The 21,909-nt window shown below is 70.2% G+C and carries 16 protein-coding genes and 1 tRNA gene; 9 read left to right on the top strand and 8 right to left on the bottom strand.

Annotation, left to right across the window (positions count from 1 at the left end):
• The first annotated feature begins 312 nt into the window (after positions 1 to 312).
• Complete coding sequence (locus tag ACFWV3_RS30420; protein ID WP_382416157.1) at positions 313 to 1,071, top strand: SGNH/GDSL hydrolase family protein; 759 nt, start codon at positions 313 to 315, stop codon at positions 1,069 to 1,071.
• A 138-nt stretch (positions 1,072 to 1,209) separates the two neighbouring features.
• Here the strand turns inward: ACFWV3_RS30420 and ACFWV3_RS30415 are convergent, their stop codons facing one another.
• Positions 1,210 to 3,975, bottom strand: a complete 2,766-nt coding sequence (locus tag ACFWV3_RS30415; protein WP_382416156.1) for a BTAD domain-containing putative transcriptional regulator — start codon at positions 3,973 to 3,975, stop codon at positions 1,210 to 1,212.
• A 103-nt stretch (positions 3,976 to 4,078) separates the two neighbouring features.
• Here ACFWV3_RS30415 and ACFWV3_RS30410 point away from each other — a divergent pair, with 103 nt between their 5' ends.
• Positions 4,079 to 5,113, top strand: coding sequence for an ADP-ribosylglycohydrolase family protein (locus ACFWV3_RS30410; RefSeq protein ID WP_382416154.1), 1,035 nt, complete (start codon positions 4,079 to 4,081; stop codon positions 5,111 to 5,113).
• Between the two features lie 348 nt (positions 5,114 to 5,461).
• Here the strand turns inward: ACFWV3_RS30410 and ACFWV3_RS30405 are convergent, their stop codons facing one another.
• Genes ACFWV3_RS30405 through ACFWV3_RS30395 form a run of 3 tightly spaced genes read right to left on the bottom strand, consistent with a single transcriptional unit; the run spans position 5,462 to position 8,074 of the window.
• A complete protein-coding gene (locus ACFWV3_RS30405) occupies positions 5,462 to 6,202 on the bottom strand; it encodes an FAD:protein FMN transferase (RefSeq protein WP_382416152.1) in 741 nt (246 codons plus the stop codon).
• 2 nt (positions 6,203 to 6,204) lie between these two features.
• Entirely contained in the window at positions 6,205 to 6,702 is a 498-nt protein-coding gene (locus tag ACFWV3_RS30400; RefSeq protein WP_382416150.1) for an FMN-binding protein, read from the bottom strand.
• 13 nt (positions 6,703 to 6,715) lie between these two features.
• Entirely contained in the window at positions 6,716 to 8,074 is a 1,359-nt protein-coding gene (locus tag ACFWV3_RS30395) for a ferric reductase-like transmembrane domain-containing protein (RefSeq protein ID WP_382416148.1), read from the bottom strand.
• Between the two features lie 136 nt (positions 8,075 to 8,210).
• On the opposite strand from ACFWV3_RS30395, the gene ACFWV3_RS30390 reads away from it, so the two are divergent.
• Together ACFWV3_RS30390 and ACFWV3_RS30385 are read left to right on the top strand one after the other, a co-directional pair.
• The gene (locus ACFWV3_RS30390; RefSeq protein WP_382416146.1) at positions 8,211 to 8,909 is read left to right on the top strand and encodes a response regulator transcription factor; all 699 of its coding nucleotides are present in this window, start codon (positions 8,211 to 8,213) and stop codon (positions 8,907 to 8,909) included.
• 5 nt (positions 8,910 to 8,914) lie between these two features.
• Complete coding sequence (locus ACFWV3_RS30385; protein WP_382416144.1) at positions 8,915 to 10,321, top strand: sensor histidine kinase; 1,407 nt, start codon at positions 8,915 to 8,917, stop codon at positions 10,319 to 10,321.
• 4 nt (positions 10,322 to 10,325) lie between these two features.
• On the opposite strand, the gene mgrA is transcribed toward ACFWV3_RS30385, so the two are convergent.
• Entirely contained in the window at positions 10,326 to 11,354 is a 1,029-nt protein-coding gene (gene mgrA / locus ACFWV3_RS30380) for an L-glyceraldehyde 3-phosphate reductase (protein WP_382416142.1), read from the bottom strand.
• A 10-nt stretch (positions 11,355 to 11,364) separates the two neighbouring features.
• Here mgrA and ACFWV3_RS30375 point away from each other — a divergent pair, with 10 nt between their 5' ends.
• Complete coding sequence (locus tag ACFWV3_RS30375) at positions 11,365 to 13,071, top strand: hypothetical protein (RefSeq protein ID WP_382416141.1); 1,707 nt, start codon at positions 11,365 to 11,367, stop codon at positions 13,069 to 13,071.
• Positions 13,072 to 13,131: 60 nt separating this feature from the next.
• Here ACFWV3_RS30375 and ACFWV3_RS30370 read toward each other — a convergent pair.
• Positions 13,132 to 13,207 (bottom strand) — tRNA-Thr (locus tag ACFWV3_RS30370).
• Between the two features lie 175 nt (positions 13,208 to 13,382).
• On the opposite strand from ACFWV3_RS30370, the gene ACFWV3_RS30365 reads away from it, so the two are divergent.
• The 3 genes from ACFWV3_RS30365 to otsB all read left to right on the top strand — a co-directional run bounded on the left by ACFWV3_RS30365 (position 13,383) and on the right by otsB (position 18,893).
• Positions 13,383 to 14,810 (top strand): threonine/serine exporter ThrE family protein, encoded by a 1,428-nt coding sequence (locus ACFWV3_RS30365; protein ID WP_382416139.1) that lies wholly within the window; start codon positions 13,383 to 13,385, stop codon positions 14,808 to 14,810.
• Positions 14,811 to 14,880: 70 nt separating this feature from the next.
• The gene (locus ACFWV3_RS30360; protein ID WP_382416420.1) at positions 14,881 to 16,314 is read left to right on the top strand and encodes a trehalose-6-phosphate synthase; all 1,434 of its coding nucleotides are present in this window, start codon (positions 14,881 to 14,883) and stop codon (positions 16,312 to 16,314) included.
• Positions 16,315 to 16,361: 47 nt separating this feature from the next.
• Positions 16,362 to 18,893 (top strand): trehalose-phosphatase, encoded by a 2,532-nt coding sequence (gene otsB, locus ACFWV3_RS30355; protein ID WP_382416137.1) that lies wholly within the window; start codon positions 16,362 to 16,364, stop codon positions 18,891 to 18,893.
• A 21-nt stretch (positions 18,894 to 18,914) separates the two neighbouring features.
• Here otsB and ACFWV3_RS30350 read toward each other — a convergent pair whose 3' ends face one another.
• Positions 18,915 to 19,448 (bottom strand): hypothetical protein, encoded by a 534-nt coding sequence (locus tag ACFWV3_RS30350; RefSeq protein WP_382416136.1) that lies wholly within the window; start codon positions 19,446 to 19,448, stop codon positions 18,915 to 18,917.
• A 92-nt stretch (positions 19,449 to 19,540) separates the two neighbouring features.
• A complete protein-coding gene (gene radA / locus ACFWV3_RS30345; protein WP_382416134.1) occupies positions 19,541 to 20,944 on the bottom strand; it encodes a DNA repair protein RadA in 1,404 nt (467 codons plus the stop codon).
• A 339-nt stretch (positions 20,945 to 21,283) separates the two neighbouring features.
• On the opposite strand from radA, the gene ACFWV3_RS30340 reads away from it, so the two are divergent.
• Positions 21,284 to 21,712: a hypothetical protein gene (locus tag ACFWV3_RS30340; RefSeq protein WP_382416133.1), complete on the top strand. Its 429-nt coding sequence runs from the start codon at positions 21,284 to 21,286 to the stop codon at positions 21,710 to 21,712.
• Positions 21,713 to 21,909: the final 197 nt, after the last annotated feature.

Below are 21,909 nucleotides of genomic sequence, written 5' to 3'. Positions count from 1 at the left end.
CGCAAGCACCAACGCAACCACCCGCGAAGTCGCGAAAAGCCACTAACCCCACTGTGACAAGCACAACACCGAAGTCAAAAGATGGCTACAAACCAAGACGAATCAGGACGAACCCACTCCCACCCAGCCCACAAAAGAGTAAAACAATCGTCACCCACAGCGACAAAACCTACGATGCCGTAACCGACGGTGGCGTAACCGGCCATTCGTTGTGCATGCTAACTAGTCGCCTGCGAACGGGAGCCGCAGACGAACAGGAAGAACGGGACGGACCGCAAGGGGGATCCAGTGCTACTGCGATGGAACAGTCTCGTGTCCCTGGGGGACAGCTTCACCGAGGGAATGGACGACCCCGGCCCAGGAGACACCTACGTCGGCTGGGCCGACCGCCTCGCGAACATGATCGCGCGACAGGCCCCGGAGTTCCGGTACGCCAACCTGGCGGTCCGCGGGAAAATGCTGCAGGAGATCATCGACGAGCAGGTCCCGCTCGCCATCTCCCTGAAGCCGGACCTCGTCACGTTCTGCGGCGGCGGCAACGACATCCTCACCCCGAACAGCGACCCGGACGCGCTGGCCGAGGTCTACGAGGTCGCGGTGGCGGATCTCAGGTCGGCCGGCTGCGACGTGGTGATCTTCACCGGCTTCGACACGCGGAGCACGCCGCTGCTCAGGAGCATCCGCGGCAAGGTCGCCATCTACAACACCCACCTGTGGTCCATCGCCGAGCGCTACCACTGCCGGATGGTCGACCTGTGGTCGATGCACGCGCTGCACGACCGTCGCGCGTGGAGCGAGGACCGGCTGCACCTGTCGCCGGCGGGGCACCAGCGGGTCGCGCTCAAGACCGCCGAGGTGCTGGGGCTCACCGACGACCACTCGTGGAACGAGCCGTGGCCCGTGCTGCAGCAGACCGACTGGGTCACCCAGCGCAAGGCGGACCTGAAGTGGGCGCGGGAGCACGTCGTGCCGTGGATCGGGCGGCAGCTGCGCGGTGAGTCGATGGGGGACGGTCTGGCGCCGAAGCGTCCGGAACTGCTGCCGATGGCGCGGTGCTCCGAGGACGGTTAGCAAGAGGCCCGACCGGCACTCTCCCCCGAATGCCGGTCGGGCCCTTTCGGGCAGGCGCCTTACCCCCTCGGTAATCCCCCACTCGGCTGCCTGCACGTCCAACATCCCATGTTTTGGGACCGCACGACTAAACGCTCACTAAACCTCGGACGACATCGCGTCCAAAGCGGCCCGCACCTCCACCGCGCGCGCCGAGTTGACCTGCGAATACAGGCGCAACGCCTCCGTCAATTCGGCTGCCGCAGCAACCCATTCCGCCCGGCGGAGCAACACCCCGCCGAGGACGTGCCTGCCGAAGCCCTCCAGGTACGTCACCTCGGCCACCGAGGCCAGGTCGACGACCTGCCGGGCGAGCGACTCGGCCTGGTCCAGCGAGCCGGCCTGCAGGTGCAGCTCGGCGAGGTTGGCCAGACCGCGGATCAGCGCCACCTGGTCACCGGAGCGGCGGTAGACCTCGACGGCGTGGGCCTGGTGCTGCAGCGCCACCTCCACGTGGCCGCGGGCCTGTTCGACCTGCGCCACGTTGTTCAGGCCGTGGCCCTCCCCGACCACGTCGCCCGACTGCTGCGCGAGCTGCACCGACTCCCAGAAGTGCAGCAGCGCCTCGTCGTGCTGCTCCAGCCGGAACAGCACGTCGGCGAGCTGGGCGAGCGTCAGCACCAGGTACTGGCGCTCGCCCAGCTCGGTCGCGAGCCGATGCGCACGGCGCGCGTCCGGCAGCAGGACGGGTCGTCCCAGCCGGGCGTTCGTCGTGTAGGTCGTGTCCAGCATGAGGACCTGGCCGAGGCGGCTCCCCGTCACCTCGGCCGCGGCCAGACCGAACCCGACCAGCGCCACCCACTCCCCCGTGAGGGCGCGCACCGTCGCGTAGGAGTGCAGCAGTCTCACGAGCTGCCACACCTGGTCGTGCAGGCCCGCTTCGGCGGACGCGTGCACGACCGCGACGATGTTGGGCCACTCCTGGTCGAACCAGTCGATCGGGTCGCCGAACGTCGGCAACGCCGTGGAACCGTTGTCCCCCAACGCGAAGTCGAGGCCGTCGCGCGCCGGGCGGATCGCGCGGCGGACGTGGTCGCACGCCACCAGGTAGTAGTTCACCAGGCGCCGCAACGAGTCCTGGTCGGGACGACCCGCTCCCCGCACGTACAGGCGCACCAGCTCGTGCATCGTGAACCCGTCCGGCCACGGCTCGACCAGCAGGTTCACCTCGACGAGCTGCGACAGCCGCGACCGCGCCGACTCGACGCGCGTGCGGGTCAGCGCCGCCACGGCGTGCGGTGACATCCACCGGCCGGGCGCGAGGCCCACGGACTGGAAGATCTCGCCCAGCTCGGACGGCAGGTCGCGGGTCGACAGGTCGAGCGCGCGCGACACGCCCATCCCCGCCTCCGGCAGGTCCAGGCCGCGCATCCGGTGGCCGTCGTCGGCCAGCTCCCCCACCAGCTCCTCGACCGTCCACTCCGGACTGATCACGAGCTTCGCCGCCGCCACCCGCAGCGCCAGCGGCAGCCCGCCGCACAGCTCGGCGAGCTTGCGGGACGCCACCGGGTCCTCCTCGGACAACGGCTTGCCGAGCACGTCGTCCACCAGCTCGCGCGCCGCGTCGTCGTCCAGCGGCCCGAGCTTGCGCACGCGGGCGCTGTTGGTGACGACCAGCCGTTCCATCTTGCTGCGCGACATCACCAGCACCACCGAGCCCGAACCCGGCGGCAGCAGCGGCTGCACCTGCTCGAACGCCGTGGCGTCGTCCAGCACCACCAGCACCCGGCGGCGGTGCAGCAGCGAGCGGTACAGCCCGACGCGGTCCTCCACCGCGACCGGCACGCCGTCCGCCGGCACCCCCAGCGCCACCAGGAACCTGGTCAGCACCTCGCCCGGCTCGGCGTCACCGAGCGACGCGAACAGCACGCCGTGCGGGAACATCTCGGGGTTCTCGTGGCCCCACGTGGTCGCGAGAGCGCTCTTGCCGACTCCGGGCGGCCCGGTCAGCACCGCCACGGTCGTCGAGAGCAGGTTCCTGGTCGCGCACACGTTGTCCAGCCACGCCTTGTCGGCGTCACGGCCGAACAACCGCGACGTGGACGCGGGCAGCAGCGCCGGCACCACGATCCCGGCGCGCGGTGCGACGGGCCGCGACTCCACCGGACCGACCACGCTCAACGCCGGGTCGTCGCGCAGCACCTGTTCCTGCAGCAACCGCAGCTGCGGGCCGGGGTCGATGCCCAGCTCCTCGACGGCGCGGCGCTGGAACCGCTGGTAGGCCTCCAGGGCGTCGGCGCGCTGCCCGGACCGGTAGAGCGCGCGCATGCTGTGGGCCACCAGGCGTTCCCGGAACGGGTACTCGGTGCACAGCCCGCGCAGCTCGCCCACCAGCTCCAGGTGGCGGCCGAGCTCGAGCTCGGCGTCGATGCGCTCCTCCAGCGCCGACAGCCGCAGCTCCTCGAGGTCCGACGTCATCGGGTCGCCCGGCACGTCCGCGAGCACCGGCCCGCGCCACAGCCCCAGCGCCTCCCGCAGCAAGCCCGCCCTGATGGCGGCGGGCTTGCCACGAGCGGACGCCACGAGCTGCCGGGCGCGGTGCAGGTCGAGGCGCCACGGGTCCACGGTCAGCTGGTAGCCGGTCGGCGTCGTGCGGATGACGGCGGAACCCGCCGGGTCCGACTCCTCCAGCACCTTGCGCAACCGCGAGACGTACCCGTGCACGATCGTCCGCGCCGTGGCCGGAGGCGCGTCCGTCCACAGCGCGTCCACGATCTGGTCGATCGAGACGGGTCGGTTCGCCTCGACCACCAGCATGGCGAGCAGTCCGCGCATGCCGCGGCGGCCCAGCTGCACGAGCCGTCCGTCCGCGAGCACCTGGAGTGGACCGAGCACGCCGAACTCGAGTCCGGTTTTGCTCCGCATGCCCCTCCCTCTCCCGCGCTGACGTCGTCACTTCAACAGGTGGGAGGCTCGCCGTCTCAGATACAAGTTCGGTTCGAGTTTCACCGTTCGCTACTGTTCACCTGTGCCGCGAGATCGGAACTCCGTGGTTGACCGCGGCGCCGGGTGCCTCCTCGGCGGCGCCCTGGGTGATGCGCTCGGTGCGCCCGTGCAGTATTTGGGCTGGGCCGACATCCAGCGAGAACACGGTCCGGAGGGCGTTCTGGCGCCTCCGAAACCCGCCCTGTTCACCGACGACACCCAGCTGACGCTGTTCACCGCCGACGGGTATCTGCGCGCCTACGTCCGCGGCAAGCGGACCGGTGAGTGGGAACCGTCCGAGATGGTGTGGCACAGCTACCGGCGCTGGCTGGTCACCCAACAGCAACCCGCCCCCGAACACGGTTCGACGGGCCTGCTCGCCGACGAACGCCTCTACGAGAGCCGCTCGCCGGGCCTGACGTGCCTGCGCGCGCTGGCAGCCGAGACACCGTCCACTCCGGAGAACCCGCACAACGAGTCGTCGGGCTGCAACGGCGTCACGCGCACCGCGCCGGCGGGTTTCGCCCCGTCCGCGGCGATCGCCTACGACCTGGGCTGCCGCTTCGCCGCGCTGACCCACGGCGGCACCGGCGGCTGGGTCTCCGGCGGCGCACTGGCGCTGCTGGTGCACCTGCTGGCCGTGAAGGGCAGGCCGATCCGCGAGGCGATCGACCAGGTCATCGGCCGGGTGCTGCGCGACGACACCTACACCGCGACCGTGCTCACGCGCGCCGTGGTGCTGGCCGAGGAACACGACGGCGCGGCCTCGGTCCGCGTCGACCGCCTCGGCAGCGGCTGGACGGGCCCGGAGGCGCTGGCGATCGCGGTCTACACCGTGCTGACGCACCCGAAGCCGGCGCAGTTCGTGGACGCCATGCGCGCCGCCGCCAACCACTCGGGCGGCAGCGACGCGACGGCCGCGCTCACCGGCAACATCCTCGGCGCGCTGCACGGCGTGGAGGCGCTGCCACGCGACTGGCTGAGCGGCCTGGAGATGGTGGACGTGCTGGACGCAATGGGCCGAGACCTCGGCATGTCGGCCGTAGGCGTCGACTTCAACGAAGACAGGTATGCCTGAGAAGGAGCGGCCCAGCTCCTGACCTGGTGGCTGCCCGATGGAGACCGCGCCTCGCTTTTGCGAGTTCGCGTCGGTCATCCGGTCGCCTCTTCGGGTCAACCGCCGAAGGCGATTCGGCCCGAAGCGGCGGCCGGATGACCGACCAAAGGCGAACTCGCCGCCGCGCCAGCGGCCAATAAACACAGAAACGGCCCGTGGTGAGCGCTCCCGAATTCGCTCACCACGGGCCGTTCCGCACGAAACTGTTGGTCAACAGCAGGCCGGGTCTTGCCCCGAGCGCGAGCTCCGATCCAGCTCTTGATCAACGAAAGACGTGCCCCGGAGTCAACGCTCCGTTGGCCGAGCATGTTAACACATGTGTACCGGAAGTCCAGGGCTCGAGAACACCTGACGATCTTCGTCGACGATGAAGACCGCGCACTCCTCCTGCGTCGCCGCCCACTCGATCCCCTCCCTGCCCAGCGCAAACGCTGCTGTGGCAGTGGTATCCGCGATCGCGAGGTCGGCGCAGTACACGGTGACCGAGAGAAGTCCGGTGACCGGCCGGCCCGTGCGGCCGTCGAGGATGTGCTGCCCACGCTCGTACAACGCTGACGTGGCAACGGCTCCGTCCCGCACGCCGAGCACGACGCTCAGCTGGTCGGCGAGATCGGGATGCCGAACGCCGACGCGCCAAGGCTTTCCGGGCTCGGGCTCGCCGGCCGTCACAACGTCACCGCCGGCGTTGAGACAAAAGCACGAAGCCCCGCCCTCCCGCAGAAGATCAGCCGCCCGCTGCACGGCCCAGCCCTTCACCACCGCGCACGGGTCGAGGCCGCGGCCCGGCACCCGTGCCGTGAAGGCACCGCCGGTCGACTCCTCGTACCAGTCGCACAGCGACAGCACCTCGACCAGGTCCGGGCTGAGCTGCTCCGCGGCCAGCTCGCCGCGGTCCAGCCGCGAGACCTCGCTGTCCGGCTTGAACGGCGAGAACCGCTCGTCCGCCTCGCGCAGCCAGGCGAACGCGCGGTCGGCCAGTGCGGCGTCCCCGTCACGCAGGTCCACCGAGATCGGCAGGCCCATGATGTGCTCGACGCGCCGCACGGCCATGCCTACTGCGCTCCGTCGATGGCGCCCTGCAACGACGTCTTGTAGCCCTCGGAGGTCGCGGTCGCGCCGGACACCGTGTCGATGTCCGCGCTCTGCGCCTTCAGGGCCGACTGCCGCAGCAACGGCAGCGCCATGCGGGTCGGGTTGGAGTTGGGTGCCCGCAACGCCTTCACGTCGGTGATCTTGGTGCCCTGGAACGTCACCTGCACCTGCACGGTGCCCTCGGACGTGTTCACCGCGGGCCCGGACACGCTGCGGGTCTGCGCCTGTTGCTGCGTCGGCTGCTGCTGGGTGGTCGGCGCGGCACCCGTGGTCTTCGGTGCAGCGGACCCCGTGGTCTTGGGCGCTGTCGTCTGCGGAGGCGCGGTCTGTTGCTGCTGCGGCGCTTCCGGCGCGGCGACCTCGCTGATCTCGCCCTCGTGGCCGGCGCCAGGCGAGTACAGCCACACCGGCACGAGGCCGGCGACGCTCAGCGCCAGAACGGGGATTGCCCTCTTCACGTCGTCAGACCTCTCAGTTGGCCAGCGCGAAGCGCTCGGCGTGGACCTGGTTGGCGGGAACTCCCAGTTCGTCGAGGCCGCGCACCACGGCGTCGGTCATGCCGTTCGGCCCGCAGATGAAGACGTCGCGGTCCAGCACGTCCGGCACGAGCGCGACGAGGTTCTCCGGCCCGAGCAGCGGGCCGTTCGGGGTGATGGTCTTCGACGAACCGGTGACCAGCCGCAGCACCGCGCCCTTGGCCCGCACGAGGCCCTCGATCTCGCGCAGCAGCACGGCTTCCCGCGGGTCGGTCACCCGGTACAGCACGACGACGTGCCCCTGGATCTCCTCGAGCAGCGCGCGGATCGGCGTGACACCGACACCACCGGCGACGAGGAGCGCGTTCGGCTTGGTCTGGTGCATGGTCGTGAAGGCGCCGTACGGGCCCTCGGCGAACACGCGCGTCCCGACCTTCACGTTGCGGACGTCGGCGCTGCCGGTGCCGAGCGCCTTGGCGGTGAGCCGCAGGTACTTACCGTTCGGCGCCGCGGACAGCGAGAACGGGTTGGCCTGCCACCAGCGGTCCTTGGTGACGAAGCGCCACAGGAAGAACTGGCCGGCCTTCGCGGGCAGCCGGTCGAGGTCCTTGCCCTCGATGTAGACGGAGACGACGTTGTGCGCCTCGGGCACGACCGCGGCGACCCGGAACTGGTGGCGCCAGTTGCGCCACAGCGGGAGCACCAGACGTCCGAAGAAGACGGACCCGAGAGCCACCGTCCAGAGCCCCCACCAGTAGGCGGTGGCGAGCGCCGAGTTGCGGAACGTGCTGCCCACGGCGACCTGGTGCGTGAACGCCAGGAAGATCGCGACGTAGGTGTACAGGTGGATGAAGTGCCAGTTCTCGTAGGCCATCTTGCGCCGCGCGAAGCGGGCGGAGACCACGCCGACGACCATGATGATCGTCCACGCCACCAGCGCGCGGAGGATGCCCTCCAGCTCGGTCGCCTGCCGCACGATCTCGGCGATCGGCCCTGAGTCGCCCGCGTTGCCGAACGCGATGAAGACCAGGTGCCCGATCAGCATCCAGAAGATCGTGAAGCCGGTCCAGCGGTGCCACGACGTCAGCCTGTCCATGCCCAGACGGCGGTCGAACCAGGGCAGGCGGGCGACCAGCAGCAGCTGGAACGCCATCGCGAGCGCGCCGTAGAGCCCGGTCAGCCTGCCGAAGTTGACCAGCTTGTTCGAGCCGACGCCCGCCGCGTTGAACAGGTAGGTCGCGAACGCCGCGTTGGCCAGGAGGAACACGTACAGGCCGGCTTTGGCCAGCACCTTGTGCCGCGTCGCGCGCCCGGCGGGAGCCGGTCGCACGGGGTGCTGCAGGGTGGTCGTCACGGCGGGCTCCTCGGTCTGGCGGCGGCGGTGGAGTCGATCTCGATCCTCAGCTCCCGAGCTGTGCACCCGCTTTGGACGGGCTGTCGACTTCCTGTCGATCGGGCGCGGGGGTCGTCGGGTGGCGCACCATGAGCACGTGGACAAGGGGAATTCGGTTCGACTGCTCGTCGTCGACGACGAGCCGCACATCGCTGACCTGGTCGCGACGGTCGCCCGTTACGAGGGCTGGCAGGCGTCGACCGCGCTCAACGGCGAGGAGGCCCTGAGAGAGGCCGCCGAGTTCCACCCGGACATCGTCGTCCTCGACCTCATGCTGCCCGACCTGGACGGGTTCACCGTCCTCGATCGGCTCCGGGCGGCCGGCGCGATGGTTCCCGTGGTCTTCCTGACCGCCCGCGACGGCACCGCCGACCGCGTGGCGGGACTCACCCGCGGCGGCGACGACTACCTGGTCAAACCCTTCTCCGTCGAGGAGCTGATGGCCCGGCTTCGGGCAGTGCTGCGCCGGTCGACGGGCCCGTCGTGGAAGCGGTCGGTCCTGAAGGTCTCCGACCTCGTGATGGACGAGGACACCCGCGAGGTCCGCCGCGGCGGCAAGCTCGTGACGCTCACGCCGACCGAGTACGAGCTGCTCCGCTACCTCATGCGCAGGTCACCCGCCGTGCTGACGAAGGCGCAGATCCTCGACCACGTGTGGGAGTACGACTTCGGCGGCCGGTCGAACGTGGTCGAGCTCGTCATCTCCCACCTGCGCCGCAAGCTCGACGACGGCCGCGAGCCGCTGATCCACACCGTCCGCGGTGTGGGGTACGTCCTGCGCAGAGCCGCAGAATGACCCCCGTGCTCACACCCGTCCGCGAATGGAGGCTCGGCACCCGGCTCGCTCTCGGCCTCGGCGCGCTCGCGCTGACCGTGTTCGTGATCGTCGGCTGGGTCATGATCGCGTCGATGCAGTCGTTCCTCGACCGCCGTCTCGACGACCAGATGGTGATCAGCCAGACCAGCGCGGTCAAGGAGGTCGAGGCCCACGGGAGGGTCAGCAAGCTGCCGCCGGACTGGTTCGCCGTCGTCTACAGGATCGAGGACGGCCGGGCGAAGGCCCTGGCCGGCGAGCAGCAGCCGCAGGACCGCGAGGAGTTCGACGACCTCGCGACCAAGGCGCTGGCCAAGGACACGTTCTCGACCGACTACCTGCGCGACGAGGGCAAGTTCCGGCTGCGCGCGTGCCAGGTCGTCAAGGACGAGTACATCCTGGTCAGCGCGGCCCCGATGCACGACAGGGACGGCACGATCTCCCAGCTCGTCACGGTCGGCGTGATCGCGTTCCTGTCCGCCCTGGTCGCACTCGTGGTGGGCGGCCAGGCGCTGATCCGCAGGGGCATGCAGCCGCTGTCGGACATGGCCGACACCGCGCACGACATCTCGTCCCACGATCTGACCGACTCCGCCGACCTCACCGTGCGGGTCGACGCCAGCGGCGGCGGCGTGGAGGTGGAGGAGCTGCGCGAGGCGTTCAACAAGATGCTCGCGCACATCGACTCGTCGCTGGCCGCGCGCACGGCCGCCGAGCAACGCCTGCGCCGGTTCATCGCCGACGCCTCGCACGAGCTGCGCACGCCGTTGACGTCGTTGCGCGGCTACGCGGACCTGTTCAAGTACGCGGCGGCCAACGAGCCGGGCGAACGCGAGAAGCACCTGGAGAAGCTGCGGTCGGAGGCCGCGCGGATGAGCGTGCTGCTCGACGACCTGCTGCTGCTGGCCAGACTGGACTCCGCGGCGGCCGAACCGCCGCTGCGACCGGAGGAGCTCGACCTCTCGGTGGTCGCGGAGGCGGCGGCGGACGCGTTCCGCGCGGGCAGGCCGTCGCACGTGCTCGACCTCGACGCCGACACGGTGACCATGACCGCCGACCCGACCCGGTTGCGGCAGGTGCTCGACAACCTGCTGACCAACGCGGCCGTGCACACCCCGCCCGGCACCGCCGTGCAGCTCAAGGTGACGGCCGAGAACGGCTGGGCGGTGGTGCGGGTGAGCGACACCGGCCCCGGCATCCCGGAGGCCGACCAGGCGCGGATCTTCGACCGGTTCTACCGCGTGGACGACTCGCGGACCCGGCAGCGCGGGGGCAGCGGCCTGGGCCTCGCCGTCGTTCGATCCCTCGTGGAGGCGCACGGCGGCACGATCGAGCTGGCCAGCCGGCCGGGAGCGACGGTCTTCTCGATCCGCCTCCCCCGGCACCAGCACTAGCGGTTCACTCCGCCTGCGACGACTGCGCCCACAGGTCGATGCCCGACTCGACGGCGTACTTGTCGATCTCCGCCAGCTCGTCGTCGGTCAGCGGCGGCGCCTGCAGGGCCGCGAGGTTCTGCTCCAGCTGCTCCACCGACGACGCGCCGATCAACGCCGACGTGACGCGCGGGTCGCGGATCGTCCAGGTCAGCGCGAGCTGCGCCAGCGACTGCCCGCGCGACTTCGCGACCTCGTTCAGCGACCGGATGCGGCCGAGGTTCTCGTCGCTGAGCAGGTCCGTCGACAGCGACTTGCCCTGCGTCGCGCGCGAACCCTCGGGGATCCCGTTCAGGTACCGGTCGGTCAGCATGCCCTGCGCGAGCGGCGAGAACGCGATGCAGCCCGCGCCGACCTCCTCCAGGGTGTCGAGCAGCTCCGGCTCGATCCAGCGGTTCAGCATCGAGTACGACGGCTGGTGGATCAGCAGCGGCACGCCGGCGCTCTTGAGCAGCTGGGCCGCCTCCCGCGTCTTGGCCGGCGAGTACGACGAGATGCCGACGTAGAGCGCCTTGCCCTGCTGCACGGCGGACACGAGCGCGCCCATCGTCTCCTCGAGCGGCGTCTCCGGGTCGAACCGGTGCGAGTAGAAGATGTCGACGTAGTCGAGCCCCATCCGCGTCAGCGACTGGTCGAGCGAGCTGAGCAGGTACTTGCGGCTGCCCCACTCCCCGTACGGCCCCGGCCACATGTCGTAGCCCGCCTTCGTCGAAATCACCAGCTCGTCGCGGTGCGGCCTGAGATCATCCTTCAGGATCTGCCCGAACGTGATCTCCGCGCTTCCGTACGGAGGTCCGTAGTTGTTGGCGAGGTCGAAGTGCGTGACACCGAGGTCGAACGCCCTGCGCGCGATCCCGCGGCCCGACTCGTAAGGCCGGTCGCCGCCGAAGTTGTGCCACAGGCCGAGCGAGATGGCGGGCAGCTTGAGACCGCTGCGTCCCGTCCGCCGGTAAGTCATCTGGTCGTAGCGCGCGCTATCCGCGAGGTAGGACATGGTGCCCACAATGTCACGTCCTGATGGGACAGAGCAGGACATGAAGCGCGCCGCACTGGCCGGGGAGGTGCTCGACCTCTCCCGTCGCGGGAACAACGTGCTGCGCGCCGAGGCGATCGAGGACCTGCTGCAGGCGGGAGGGCTGAGCCCGGTCGGGCTCCAGGTCTCCGGTGCGCGGATCACCGGCAGGCTCGCCCTCGACTTCCTGAGGTCCACGGCACCGCTGCTGCTCGACGCCTGCCTGTTCGAGGAGCCGCTGTCGTTCTTCCACGCCGAGCTGCCCGCGTTGTCGCTCGACGACTCGACGATGCCGGGCATCTCCGCGGAGGGCCTGCGCACCGGCTACCTCACCCTGCGCGACGCCCGCTGCACCGGCGTCCTCGACCTGGACAACGCGCGGATCGACGGCCCGTTGTTGCTGGACGGGAGCAGCCTGCGCGGGATCAGCGGCGGCAGCATGCACGTGAGCCGCGACGTCTGGATGCGACGTGTCCTGATCACCGCCAAGGGCGTCGGCTGCTGGTTCGACAGCTGCGAGATCGGCACCGACCTGGTGCTCGAGAACGCGGTCGTGGACGCTGCGGAGACGGCCCTGAACCTCAACGGCGCCCAGATCGGTGGCATGGTCCGCGTCAACGACAGCTTCCTGCGGGCTTCACGGGAGGGCGACGCGTTCGTGTCCCTCGACGCGTCGGCCCGCGGCATCGTCATGACCCGCACGGTGTTGCGCAGCAACTCGGGCAACGCGCTCTGCGCCGACGGCGCCCACCTCCGCGCAGGCCTCGCCCTCCTCGACGGGTTCGACGCGCTGTCGCACGGCACCGAGGACACGGTCCGGATGGTCAACGCGAGGCTGGGCGGCGCGCTCGTGCTCAAGGGATCGGTTCGCAGCCGGGCGGCGCAGGCGATCTCCGTGCACCGGGCGGCCGTCGACGGCAACCTGCTGCTGAACGCGGACCTCGTCGAGGCGAAGTCGGTCCTGGCCGCGGTGGAGGTGAGCGACAGCGACATCGGCGGTGAGCTCGCGGTCCTGCCGGCCGAGGTCGTCAACCGCGGCAGGGGGCTCGCGCTCGACCTGTTCAGCACCAGGGCGGGGCGAGCCCTGCAGATCGACGTCCCCGCGCTCGTGGCCGGCCGCCGGTTCGCGGTGACGCTGAACGGCCTCACCTACCCCGAGCCGCCGGACGACACCGGCGCGTGGCTCAGGATGTTCCGCGACCACACCACGAGGTACGAAGCCCAGCCCTACCAACAGCTCGCCGCCGTCCACCGCGCCGCCGGCCACGAGCACACCGCCCGCAAGGTCCTGATCGCCCAGCAACGCGACCTCCGCCGCCGCGGCGACCCCGGCAACAAGCTGTGGCACTGGTTCCTGGGCGTCACGCTCGGCTACGGCTACAAGCCGTCCAGGGCGGTGGCCGGGTTGCTGGTGACGTTCCTGCTCGCGATCGGTCTGGTGTGGACGGCCGGCGCCCAGAACGGCCTCACGCCGGCCAAGGACCGGCCCGCGGACTCCTGTTCACCGGTGAACAGGATCAGTCTTGCGGCCGATCTGGCCATCCCGCTCGTGAAGCTCGGTGGGACACCGCGCTGCGAACTGGCGAACGGACCAGCCGGGCAGTGGGCGACCGGAGCAGGCTGGGTGGTGCAGATCCTCGGCTGGTCGTTCGCCACGTTGAGCGTCGCGGGCTTTACCGGGCTCGTTCGCAAAAGCTGAGGATTCGTCATAACGAAATGAGATGAGGGTCCGCCCACCTGGGCGAACCCTCTTCCGCTTTGGAGCCGGCGAGGGGAATCGAACCCCTAACCTTTCGCTTACAAGGCGAGTGCTCTGCCAATTGAGCTACGCCGGCCTGCGGTTGTTCGCGAACATGGTAAGCGCCCGTTGCTGGTGCTCCCTGCGGCGAACGGTCTGCTCTCAGTGTGATCGGATTGCTCCGACCGGAGCTGGACCAACCAACTGAGTGGATCAGAGCGCCGAGCAGGGCGCCTTGACCAGGTCAGGAGGGTAATCGACAGACAGTGATCATGTCCTCCTTTTCGGGTCCCCCGATCGGAGGTGGTCGACGACACATCATAAGTCGAAGTACTCGTCACGATCGCACAACGGAGGTGCGAGAGATTTCAACCAACAACCTGCACGGCCCCTCGCTGCCCGACGACACCACTGTTCACCTGGTCCTGGATCTCGCCCTCAGGATCGGTGAGGTCCAAATGTCCAGCGGGGCCGGCGCCGCCGATGTGACAGCGACGATTCTTTCCGTCACCGAGAGCTATGGACTTCCGCACACGGAAGTCGACGTGATCTACACCTCTATCAGCGTGTCGTGTCATCGGGGCACGGAGGCGCCTCCGGTGACCGCCGTGCGCGTGGTCCGGCAGCGCGGTCTGGACTACACGCGCCTCGCGGCCGTCGAGCACCTCGTGCACAACCTCGGGCCGATCGAGGACGCGCACGCGAAGCTCGAGGACATCACGAACGCCCAGCACCCGTACCCGCGCTGGGTCGCCACCGCGGCGTGGGGCGGAATGGCCGCCGCGGTCGCGTTCCTCGTCGGCGGCGGGCTGGTGCTGGCGCTCACCGCCGCGGCCATCACGGCCGTGGTCGACCGGGTCGGCCGGATCCTCAACCGCCGCGCGCTGCCGTTCTTCTTCCAGCAACTGGTCGGCGGCGCGCTCGGGACGGGTGCCGCCCTGGCCGTGTACGCGACCGGGCTGCTTCCCGTGCGCCCCAGCCTGCTCGTGGCCGTCGGCATCGTCGTGCTGCTGTCCGGGCTCGCGCTGGTGAGCACCGTGCAGGACGCGATCTCCGGCTACAACGTCACCGCCGCCGGCCGCACCGTGGAGACCGTGCTGCTCAGCGCCGGCCTGATCGCGGGCGTCGCGCTGGCGATCCGCGCCGCCGTCCACTTCGGACTCGACATCAAGCTCAGCGACCCGCTGCCCGCGCTGATCTCCGCGGTGCCCCTGCAGTTCGCGGCCGGCGCGGCGACGAGCGCGTTCTTCGCACTCGCCTGCTACGCCCAGCCCCGCGCCCTCGTGGCCGCCGCCGTCTCCGGTGCGATCGGCACGGCCGCCTACGGGCTCGTGACGAGCTTCGGCCTCGACGTGCTGCTCGGGTCCGCGGTCGCCGCCGCGATCACCGGGTTCGGCGGCGCGACGCTGACCCGCCGCCTGCGCATCCCGACGCTCGTCGTCGTGCAGGCAGGGGTCGTGCCGCTGCTGCCCGGCTGGACCACGTACCGGGGCCTGTTCCAGCTCACCGCGGAAGGCGACCCGGCCGGCCTGAGCACGCTCGTGTTCGCGAGCGGCATCGCCCTCGCGCTGGCCGGTGGCGTCGTGCTCGGCGAGTACCTGGCCCAGCCGGTCCGCACGGGTCTGGGTCGTTTGGAGCGGAAGTTCGCGGGGCCGCGACTGTCCGGGCCGCTCAGGCCCACGAAGCGTCGGTTGGAGTGAACCTGCTTGTGACGGCCGTTACACGACACGCGACACGTTCGCATCGCCACTAACCTGGGCATTTGTGAGCATGGACATTGGCGAGAACGGGGCGGAGTTCGTAGTCGTGGCCAACCGGCTGCCGGTTGACCTGGAGCGTCTGCCCGACGGGACGGAGCGCTGGAAGCACAGCCCAGGAGGGCTGGTGAGCGCGCTCGAGCCGTTCCTCCGCTCACACAGCGGCGCGTGGGTCGGCTGGCCGGGCGTGGCCGACGCCGACGTGGCGCCGTTCGAGGACGACGGCCTGCTGCTGCACCCCGTCGAGCTCTCGGCCAAGGAGGTCGAGGACTACTACGAGGGGTTCTCGAACGGCACGCTCTGGCCGCTCTACCACGACGTCGTCGCGCAGCCCGCGTTCCACCGGCACTGGTGGAACGCCTACGTGAAGGTCAACCAGCGGTTCGCCGACGCGACCGCGAAGGTGGCCGCGCAGGGCGCGACGGTGTGGATCCAGGACTACCAGCTGCAGCTCGTCCCGGCGATGCTGCGCGACCAGCGGCCCGACCTCAAGATCGGCTTCTTCCTGCACATCCCGTTCCCGCCGGTCGAGCTGTTCATGCAGCTGCCGTGGCGCACGGAGATCATCCGCGGCCTGCTCGGCGCCGACCTGGTGGGCTTCCACCGGCCCGGCGGCGCGCAGAACTTCCTCTGGCTGGCCCGCCGCCTCGTCGGCCTGGAGCCGAGCCGCGGCACCGTCGGCGTGCGGACCAGGCCCGGTGTCGTGCAGGTCGGCGACCGCACGGTGCGGGTCGGCGCGTTCCCGATCTCGATCGACAGCGCGGGCCTCGACGCGGTGGCCAGGCGCAAGGAGACGCAGGCCCGCGCGAAGCAGATTCGAGCGGACCTCGGCAACCCGAAGCGCATCCTGCTCGGCGTGGACCGCCTCGACTACACGAAGGGCATCGACGTCCGGATCCGCGCTCTTTACGAGCTGATCGCGGACGGACGAGTGGACCCCGAGGACGTCGCGATGGTCCAGCTCGCCACGCCCAGCCGGGAGCGCGTCGACCACTACGTGACGATGCGCAAGGACATCGAGCAGTCCGTCGGCCGGATCAACGGCGAGTTCGGGCGGGTCGGCAAGCCCGTCGTGCACTACCTGCACCAGTCGGTGAACCGCGAGGAGCTCGTCGCGTTCATGAGCGCGGCGGACGTCATGGTCGTCACGCCCGTTCGGGACGGAATGAACCTCGTGTGCAAGGAGTACGTGGCCTGCCGTTATGATCTTGGTGGGGCTCTGGTGCTCAGCGAGTTCGCCGGCGCTGCCGCAGAGCTGACCAGTGCGTTCCTGGTGAACCCCCATGACCTGGACGGTGTCAAGAACGCTCTGCAGGCCGCCCTCGACATCGATCCCGCTGAAGGCCGCCGTAGGATGCGCGCGCTGCGCCGACAAGTCCTCACCCACGACGTTGACCGGTGGGCGAGGTCGTTCCTGGAGGCGTTGGGCACGCAGACCTCGGTCTGAATCCTTTCAGACCTGCCAATGACCCATCAAGTGCTCCTGGAGGGGCGTTGACCGCCGAGGCCCTCCCCGCCGAACTGCGCAGAGCGATCGTGCAGCTGGCCCGTACACCTCGACTGCTAGTCGCAAGCGACTACGACGGAACACTCGCGCCGATCGTCGCCGACCCGGAGCAGGCCCGCCCGCTCCCGGAGTCGGTGAACGCGCTGCGTTCGCTGGCGTCGCTGCACGAGACCACATCAGCCGTGATCTCCGGTCGTGCGCTGCGCGACCTGGCCACGCTGTCCCGGCTGCCCGGCGAGGTCCACCTCGTCGGGTCGCACGGGTCCGAGTTCGACGTCGGCTTCGTCCACGCGCTGGACGCCGACGCCAAGGCCCTGCTCCGCCGTCTCGAGGCCGAGCTGGAGCAGATCGCAGAAGGCCAGGAGGGCGTCCAGCTCGAGGTCAAGCCGGCCTCGGTCGCCGTGCACGTGCGCCGTGCCGCCACCGAGGCCATCGGTGAGGCCGTCCTCTCGGCCGTCCGCTCCGGCCCTTGCACCTGGGACGGTGTGCAGGTCACCGAGGGCAAGGCCGTGATCGAGCTCGCCGTCGTGGAGACCAACAAGGGCCAGGCGCTGGACATCCTGCGCCACCAGGTCGGTGCCACCGCGGCGATCTTCCTGGGCGACGACGTGACGGACGAGAAGGCGTTCGCGCGCCTGTCCGGCCCGGACGTCGGCATCCGCGTGGGTGCCGGCGAGTCGCTGGCCGAGCACTACATCGCCGACCCGTCCGACGTGGCGACCGTGCTCGCGTTCCTGCTGGAGGAGCGCAGGGCGTGGCTGCACGGCGACCAGGCCGTGCCGATCGAGCGCCTGACCATGCTCGCGAACGAGCGTTCGGTGGCGTTGGTGACGCCGGACGCGAAGGTGAACTGGCTGTGCCACCCGGAGCCCGACTCGGCGGCGATCTTCGCCGACCTGCTCGGCGGACCGGCCGCGGGCCACTTCTCGATCAAGCCGGAGCACGGGTCGCTGCCGCTGGGCCAGCGCTACCTGCCGGGCACGATGATCGTGGAGACCCGCTGGTCACGCCTGCTGGTGTCGGACTACCTGGAGCACAACCTCTCCTCGCACCGCACGGACCTCGTCCGGCGGATCTCGGGCTCGACGAACGCGGTGATCACGTTCGCGCCGCGGCCAGAGTTCGGCCAGGTGCCGGTCCGGTTCATCCGCGAGCGCGACGGCCTGCGCGTCGTCGGCACGTCGGACCCGATGGTGCTGCGGTCTCCCGGCGTCGACTGGGAGATCACCTCGGACGGCATGCAGGAGACCGCCCGCGCCGTCGTCCGCCCGCGTGAGGGCGCGCCGGTGCTGCTGGAGCTGCGCTGCGGCACCGACGACATCTCCGAGCACCCGCTGAACGAGTCGGTGCGCCGCGACCTGGCCGCCAGCTACTGGTCGGACTGGGCGGCGGGCCTGCACCTCCCGAAGGTGCAGACGGACCTGGTGCTGCGCTCGGCGCTGACGCTGCGCGGCCTGGTCCACAAGGACTCCGGCTCGATCATGGCGGCGGCCACCACGTCGCTGCCGGAGGAGCTCGGCGGCGTCCGCAACTGGGACTACCGCTACTGCTGGCTGCGCGACGGCGCGATGACCGCCGCCGCCCTGGTGTCGGTGGGCTCGTACGCGGAGGCCGACGGCTTCCTGGCGTGGCTGCACCGTGTCCTGGAGACCATCCCGGGCCCGGAGCGGCTGCACCCGCTGTACACGCTGCACGGCACCCAGCTGGGCGCCGAGGCCGTGATCGACACGCTGCCCGGCTACGCGGGCTCCCGCCCGGTGCGCGTGGGCAACCTCGCGAACCAGCAGGTGCAGCTCGACGTGTTCGGCCCGGTCGTCGACCTGGTCGTCCAGCTGGCCACCGCCCGCGGCGCGCTGTCGGACACCGACTGGGCCATGGTCCAGGCGATGGCCGAGGCCGTCTCCCGCCGCTGGCACGAGCCCGACCACGGCATCTGGGAGGAGCGGCACGCGCCGCGCCACCACGTGTACTCGAAGGTCATGTGCTGGCTGACCATCGACCGTGCGATCAAGCTCGGCGAGCAGTTCGGCCGCGCACTGGACCCCTCGTGGGTGCCGCTGCGCGACACGATCTCCACGGACGTGCTGAAGAACGGCTGGAACGACGAGGTCCAGTCGTTCACCACGGCCTACGACGGCGACGACCTGGACGCGGCCTCGCTGTTCGTCGGCCTGTCCGGCCTGATCGATCCCACCGACGAGCGCTTCCAGTCGACGGTGACGGCCATCGAGGCGGAGCTGCGGTCCGGCTCCACGGTCTACCGCTACCACCGCGACGACGGCCTGCCGGGCGACGAGGGCGGCTTCCACCTGTGCGCGGCGTGGATGATCGAGTCCTACCTGCTCACCGGCCGCCGCACCGAGGCCGAGGAGCTCTTCGGCCAGATCGTCGCGGCGGCGGGCCCCACGGGTCTGCTGCCCGAGGAGTACGACCCGGTCGCCGAGCGCTCGCTGGGCAACCACCCGCAGGCGTACTCGCACCTGGGCCTGATCCGCTGCGCCCAGCTGCTCTCGCAGTGAGTTCGTGCCTCCGCGGTCCTCTCAGGGCCGTGGAGGCACCTTCTCGATGATCGTCGCGATCCCCGGCGAGCTCCCGAGCAACGTGATCCGGTCACTCCGCACGAGATGAGCCCAGGCCGGCGGCACGAACGGCCTCAGCCGCGCCGTGGCGGTCTCCCCGGCCTTGAGCACGGGCTTGGACTCGATCCACAAGGCGGCGACCCGCTGCTGGTTGCCCGTGACGTCCCAGGTGGGCCGCTCGCCCCGCGCCTGCACCGGTTCCGCGTCGGCAGCCAACGTCAGTTCCACGCGCCAGAGCCCTTGGATCGACTCCACGCAACGCCACTGGAACCAGGCGTCGTCGGCCTCCATCTGCGTGGCGGCCTCGGCGAGCAGGGCCCAGTAGCGCGGCGTCTGCCACGTGTTGCCGCCGAACTCGCCGAGCAGGTCGAGGACCAGCTCCCACTCCTCGTGGTCCACGTAGTCGCGCAGGTCCTCGGTGCGCACCTCGGGCGGCACCAGGTCCACGGCGAACCGCAACAGCTCGCCGATCTCGCGGTCGTGTCTCCCCAACACCCGCGTATGAGATCACGCCGGTGGAACCGGACACGCCCCGCCCGGTCCCGGACTCCCACCGCGGGGCAGCACTCGGCCACGCCGTCCCGAGCTCAGTCCTCGTCGCCCCCGCCCTTGCTCTCGCCCTTGCCGCTGGTGCGCCGCCGGTTCAGCCCCAGCACGTCCAGCGCCGACACGAGGTCGTTCGCCACCAGCGCCCGCACCCCGTCCGGCAGCGGTCCGTGGTCCGGCGGCACCAGCGCCTTCTTGAACCCGAGCCGCGCGGCCTCCTGCAGCCGCTTCCCGACCCCGTTCACCCGCCTGATCTCCCCGGCGAGCCCCACCTCGCCCAGCACCACCAGGTCGGCGGGCAGGGCGATCTCCCGCTCGGCGGAGGCCACCGCCAGCACCACCGCGAGATCGGCGGCGGGCTCGACCAGCCGCATGCCGCCGACGGTCGCGGTGAAGACGTCCTTCTGGAACAGGTTGACCTTGCCGCGCTTCTCCAGCACCGCCAGCGCCATCGAGATCCGCGCGGAGTCCAGCCCGCTGACCGCACGCCGGGGCGCGGGCAGGTTCGTCTTGGCCACCAACGCCTGCACCTCGCCGAGCATCGGCCGCTTGCCCTCGACGATCACCGTGACGCAGGTGCCCTCGACGGCCTTCTCGCGGCGCGTCAGGAACAGCCCGGACGGGTCCGGCACGCCCACGATCCCGTCGTCGCGCAGCTCGAAGCAGCCGACCTCGTCCGCGGCGCCGTAGCGGTTCTTGATGCCGCGCAGCAGGCGCAGACTGGAGTGGCGATCACCCTCGAACTGCAGCACGACGTCGACGAGGTGCTCCAGAACCCGAGGCCCCGCAACGGATCCGTCCTTGGTGACGTGACCGACGAGCACGACCGGCAGCCCGCGCTCCTTGGCCATGGCGATCAGCCCGGACGCCACCGTCCGCACCTGCGTGACCCCGCCCGGCACGCCCTCGACGCTGACGGTCGACATGGTCTGCACGGAGTCGACGATCAGCATCGACGGCTTCACCTGGTCGACCTGCCCGAGCAACGCGCTGAGCTCGCTCTCGGCCGCCAGGTACATCTCGCCGTGCAGGTTGCCGGTGCGCTCGGCCCGCAGCCGCACCTGCCCGGCCGACTCCTCACCCGTGACGTAGAGACAACGCCCGTGCGACTCGGCCCACCGATGTGCCGTCTCCAGCAACAACGTCGACTTGCCGACCCCGGGCTCCCCCGCCAGCAACACCACGGCACCGGGCACGAGCCCGCCACCCAGCACCCGGTCGAACTCGCTCACCCCGGTCGACAACGCCCGAGCCGACTCGATGTCGACCTCACCGATCGGCCGAGCCGCCGACGTGGGCGCGCCGGCCACCACACGGGTCACCGACGCGGTGCCGCGTTCCTCGATGCTGCCCCAGGCCTGGCACTCGGGGCAGCGGCCGAACCACTTCGCCACCTCGTGCCCGCACTCGGCACAACGGAAGATCGGCCGCGCTGTCTTCGCCACGAACAAGACGTTAGAGGACGCCACCGACAGTATTTGTTGGCCGCTGCTCCGCAGCGGCGGCGAGTTCGTTCTCAGTCGGTCGTCCGGTCGCCGCTTCGGGCCGAATCGCCTTCGGCGGTTGACCCGAAGGGGCGGCCGGACGACCGACACGAACTCGCAAACCCAGGTCCGCCGGAGCCTCAGGAAGCTCGCAAGTCAAGGCCGGAGCCTCACGAAGCTCGCAAACCCAGGTCAGGCCGTGCGCGGTGAACTTCTTCGAGATTTTTCGGGCCCGTTGTCGATCCGCCGTCGTGGCCGTTCGACGCATCAGTGGAAGGACACGACAGCCTGGAGGACACAGTGACCACCGCAACCGCGACCCAGACCCGCAAGTTCGCCCTCGGCCGCTACGCCACCGTCGTCACCCGCGTGCTGACCGGCCTGCTGTTCGCCACGACCGGTCTCAACGGCTTCCTGATGTTCATGCCCGCCCCCGACCCCAGCACGATGGCGCCGGACGGCGTCGCGTTCAACACGGCCCTCTACGCCACCGGCTACATGGTGCAGCTGCTGTCCGGCGCCGAACTGGTCGCCGGCCTGCTGCTGGTCGTCGGCCGCTACGTCCCGCTGGCGCTCGCCCTGCTGGCGCCGGTGGTCGTGAACATCTTCCTGTTCCACGTCTTCCTGGAGCCGGCGGGCATCGCCATGGCACTGCTGGTGGTCGCCGCCGAGATCGGCCTGGCATGGGCGTACCGCGACAAGTTCCGCCCGATGCTGCAGGCCTCGTAGCCCCCGGCCCCGCACACGAAAGCGCCGCCCCTCACGAAGAGGGAGCGGCGCTTTCACATGTCAGGAGCCAAGCCAGGCGTTCTTGCGAGTTCGCGTCGGTTGCCCCGGGTCCTCTTCCGGGTGAACCACCCCAGGAAGCCCGAACCAAAGAGAGAAAAGGAAGAAAAAAAAAAGAAAAAAAAACGCCACCCCGTGTA

Origin of the sequence: Lentzea sp. NPDC059081, assembly GCF_042738015.1 — a bacterium.
Classification (GTDB): Bacteria; Actinomycetota; Actinomycetes; order Mycobacteriales; family Pseudonocardiaceae; genus Lentzea.
This window is presented reverse-complemented; position numbering and strand designations above follow the sequence as displayed.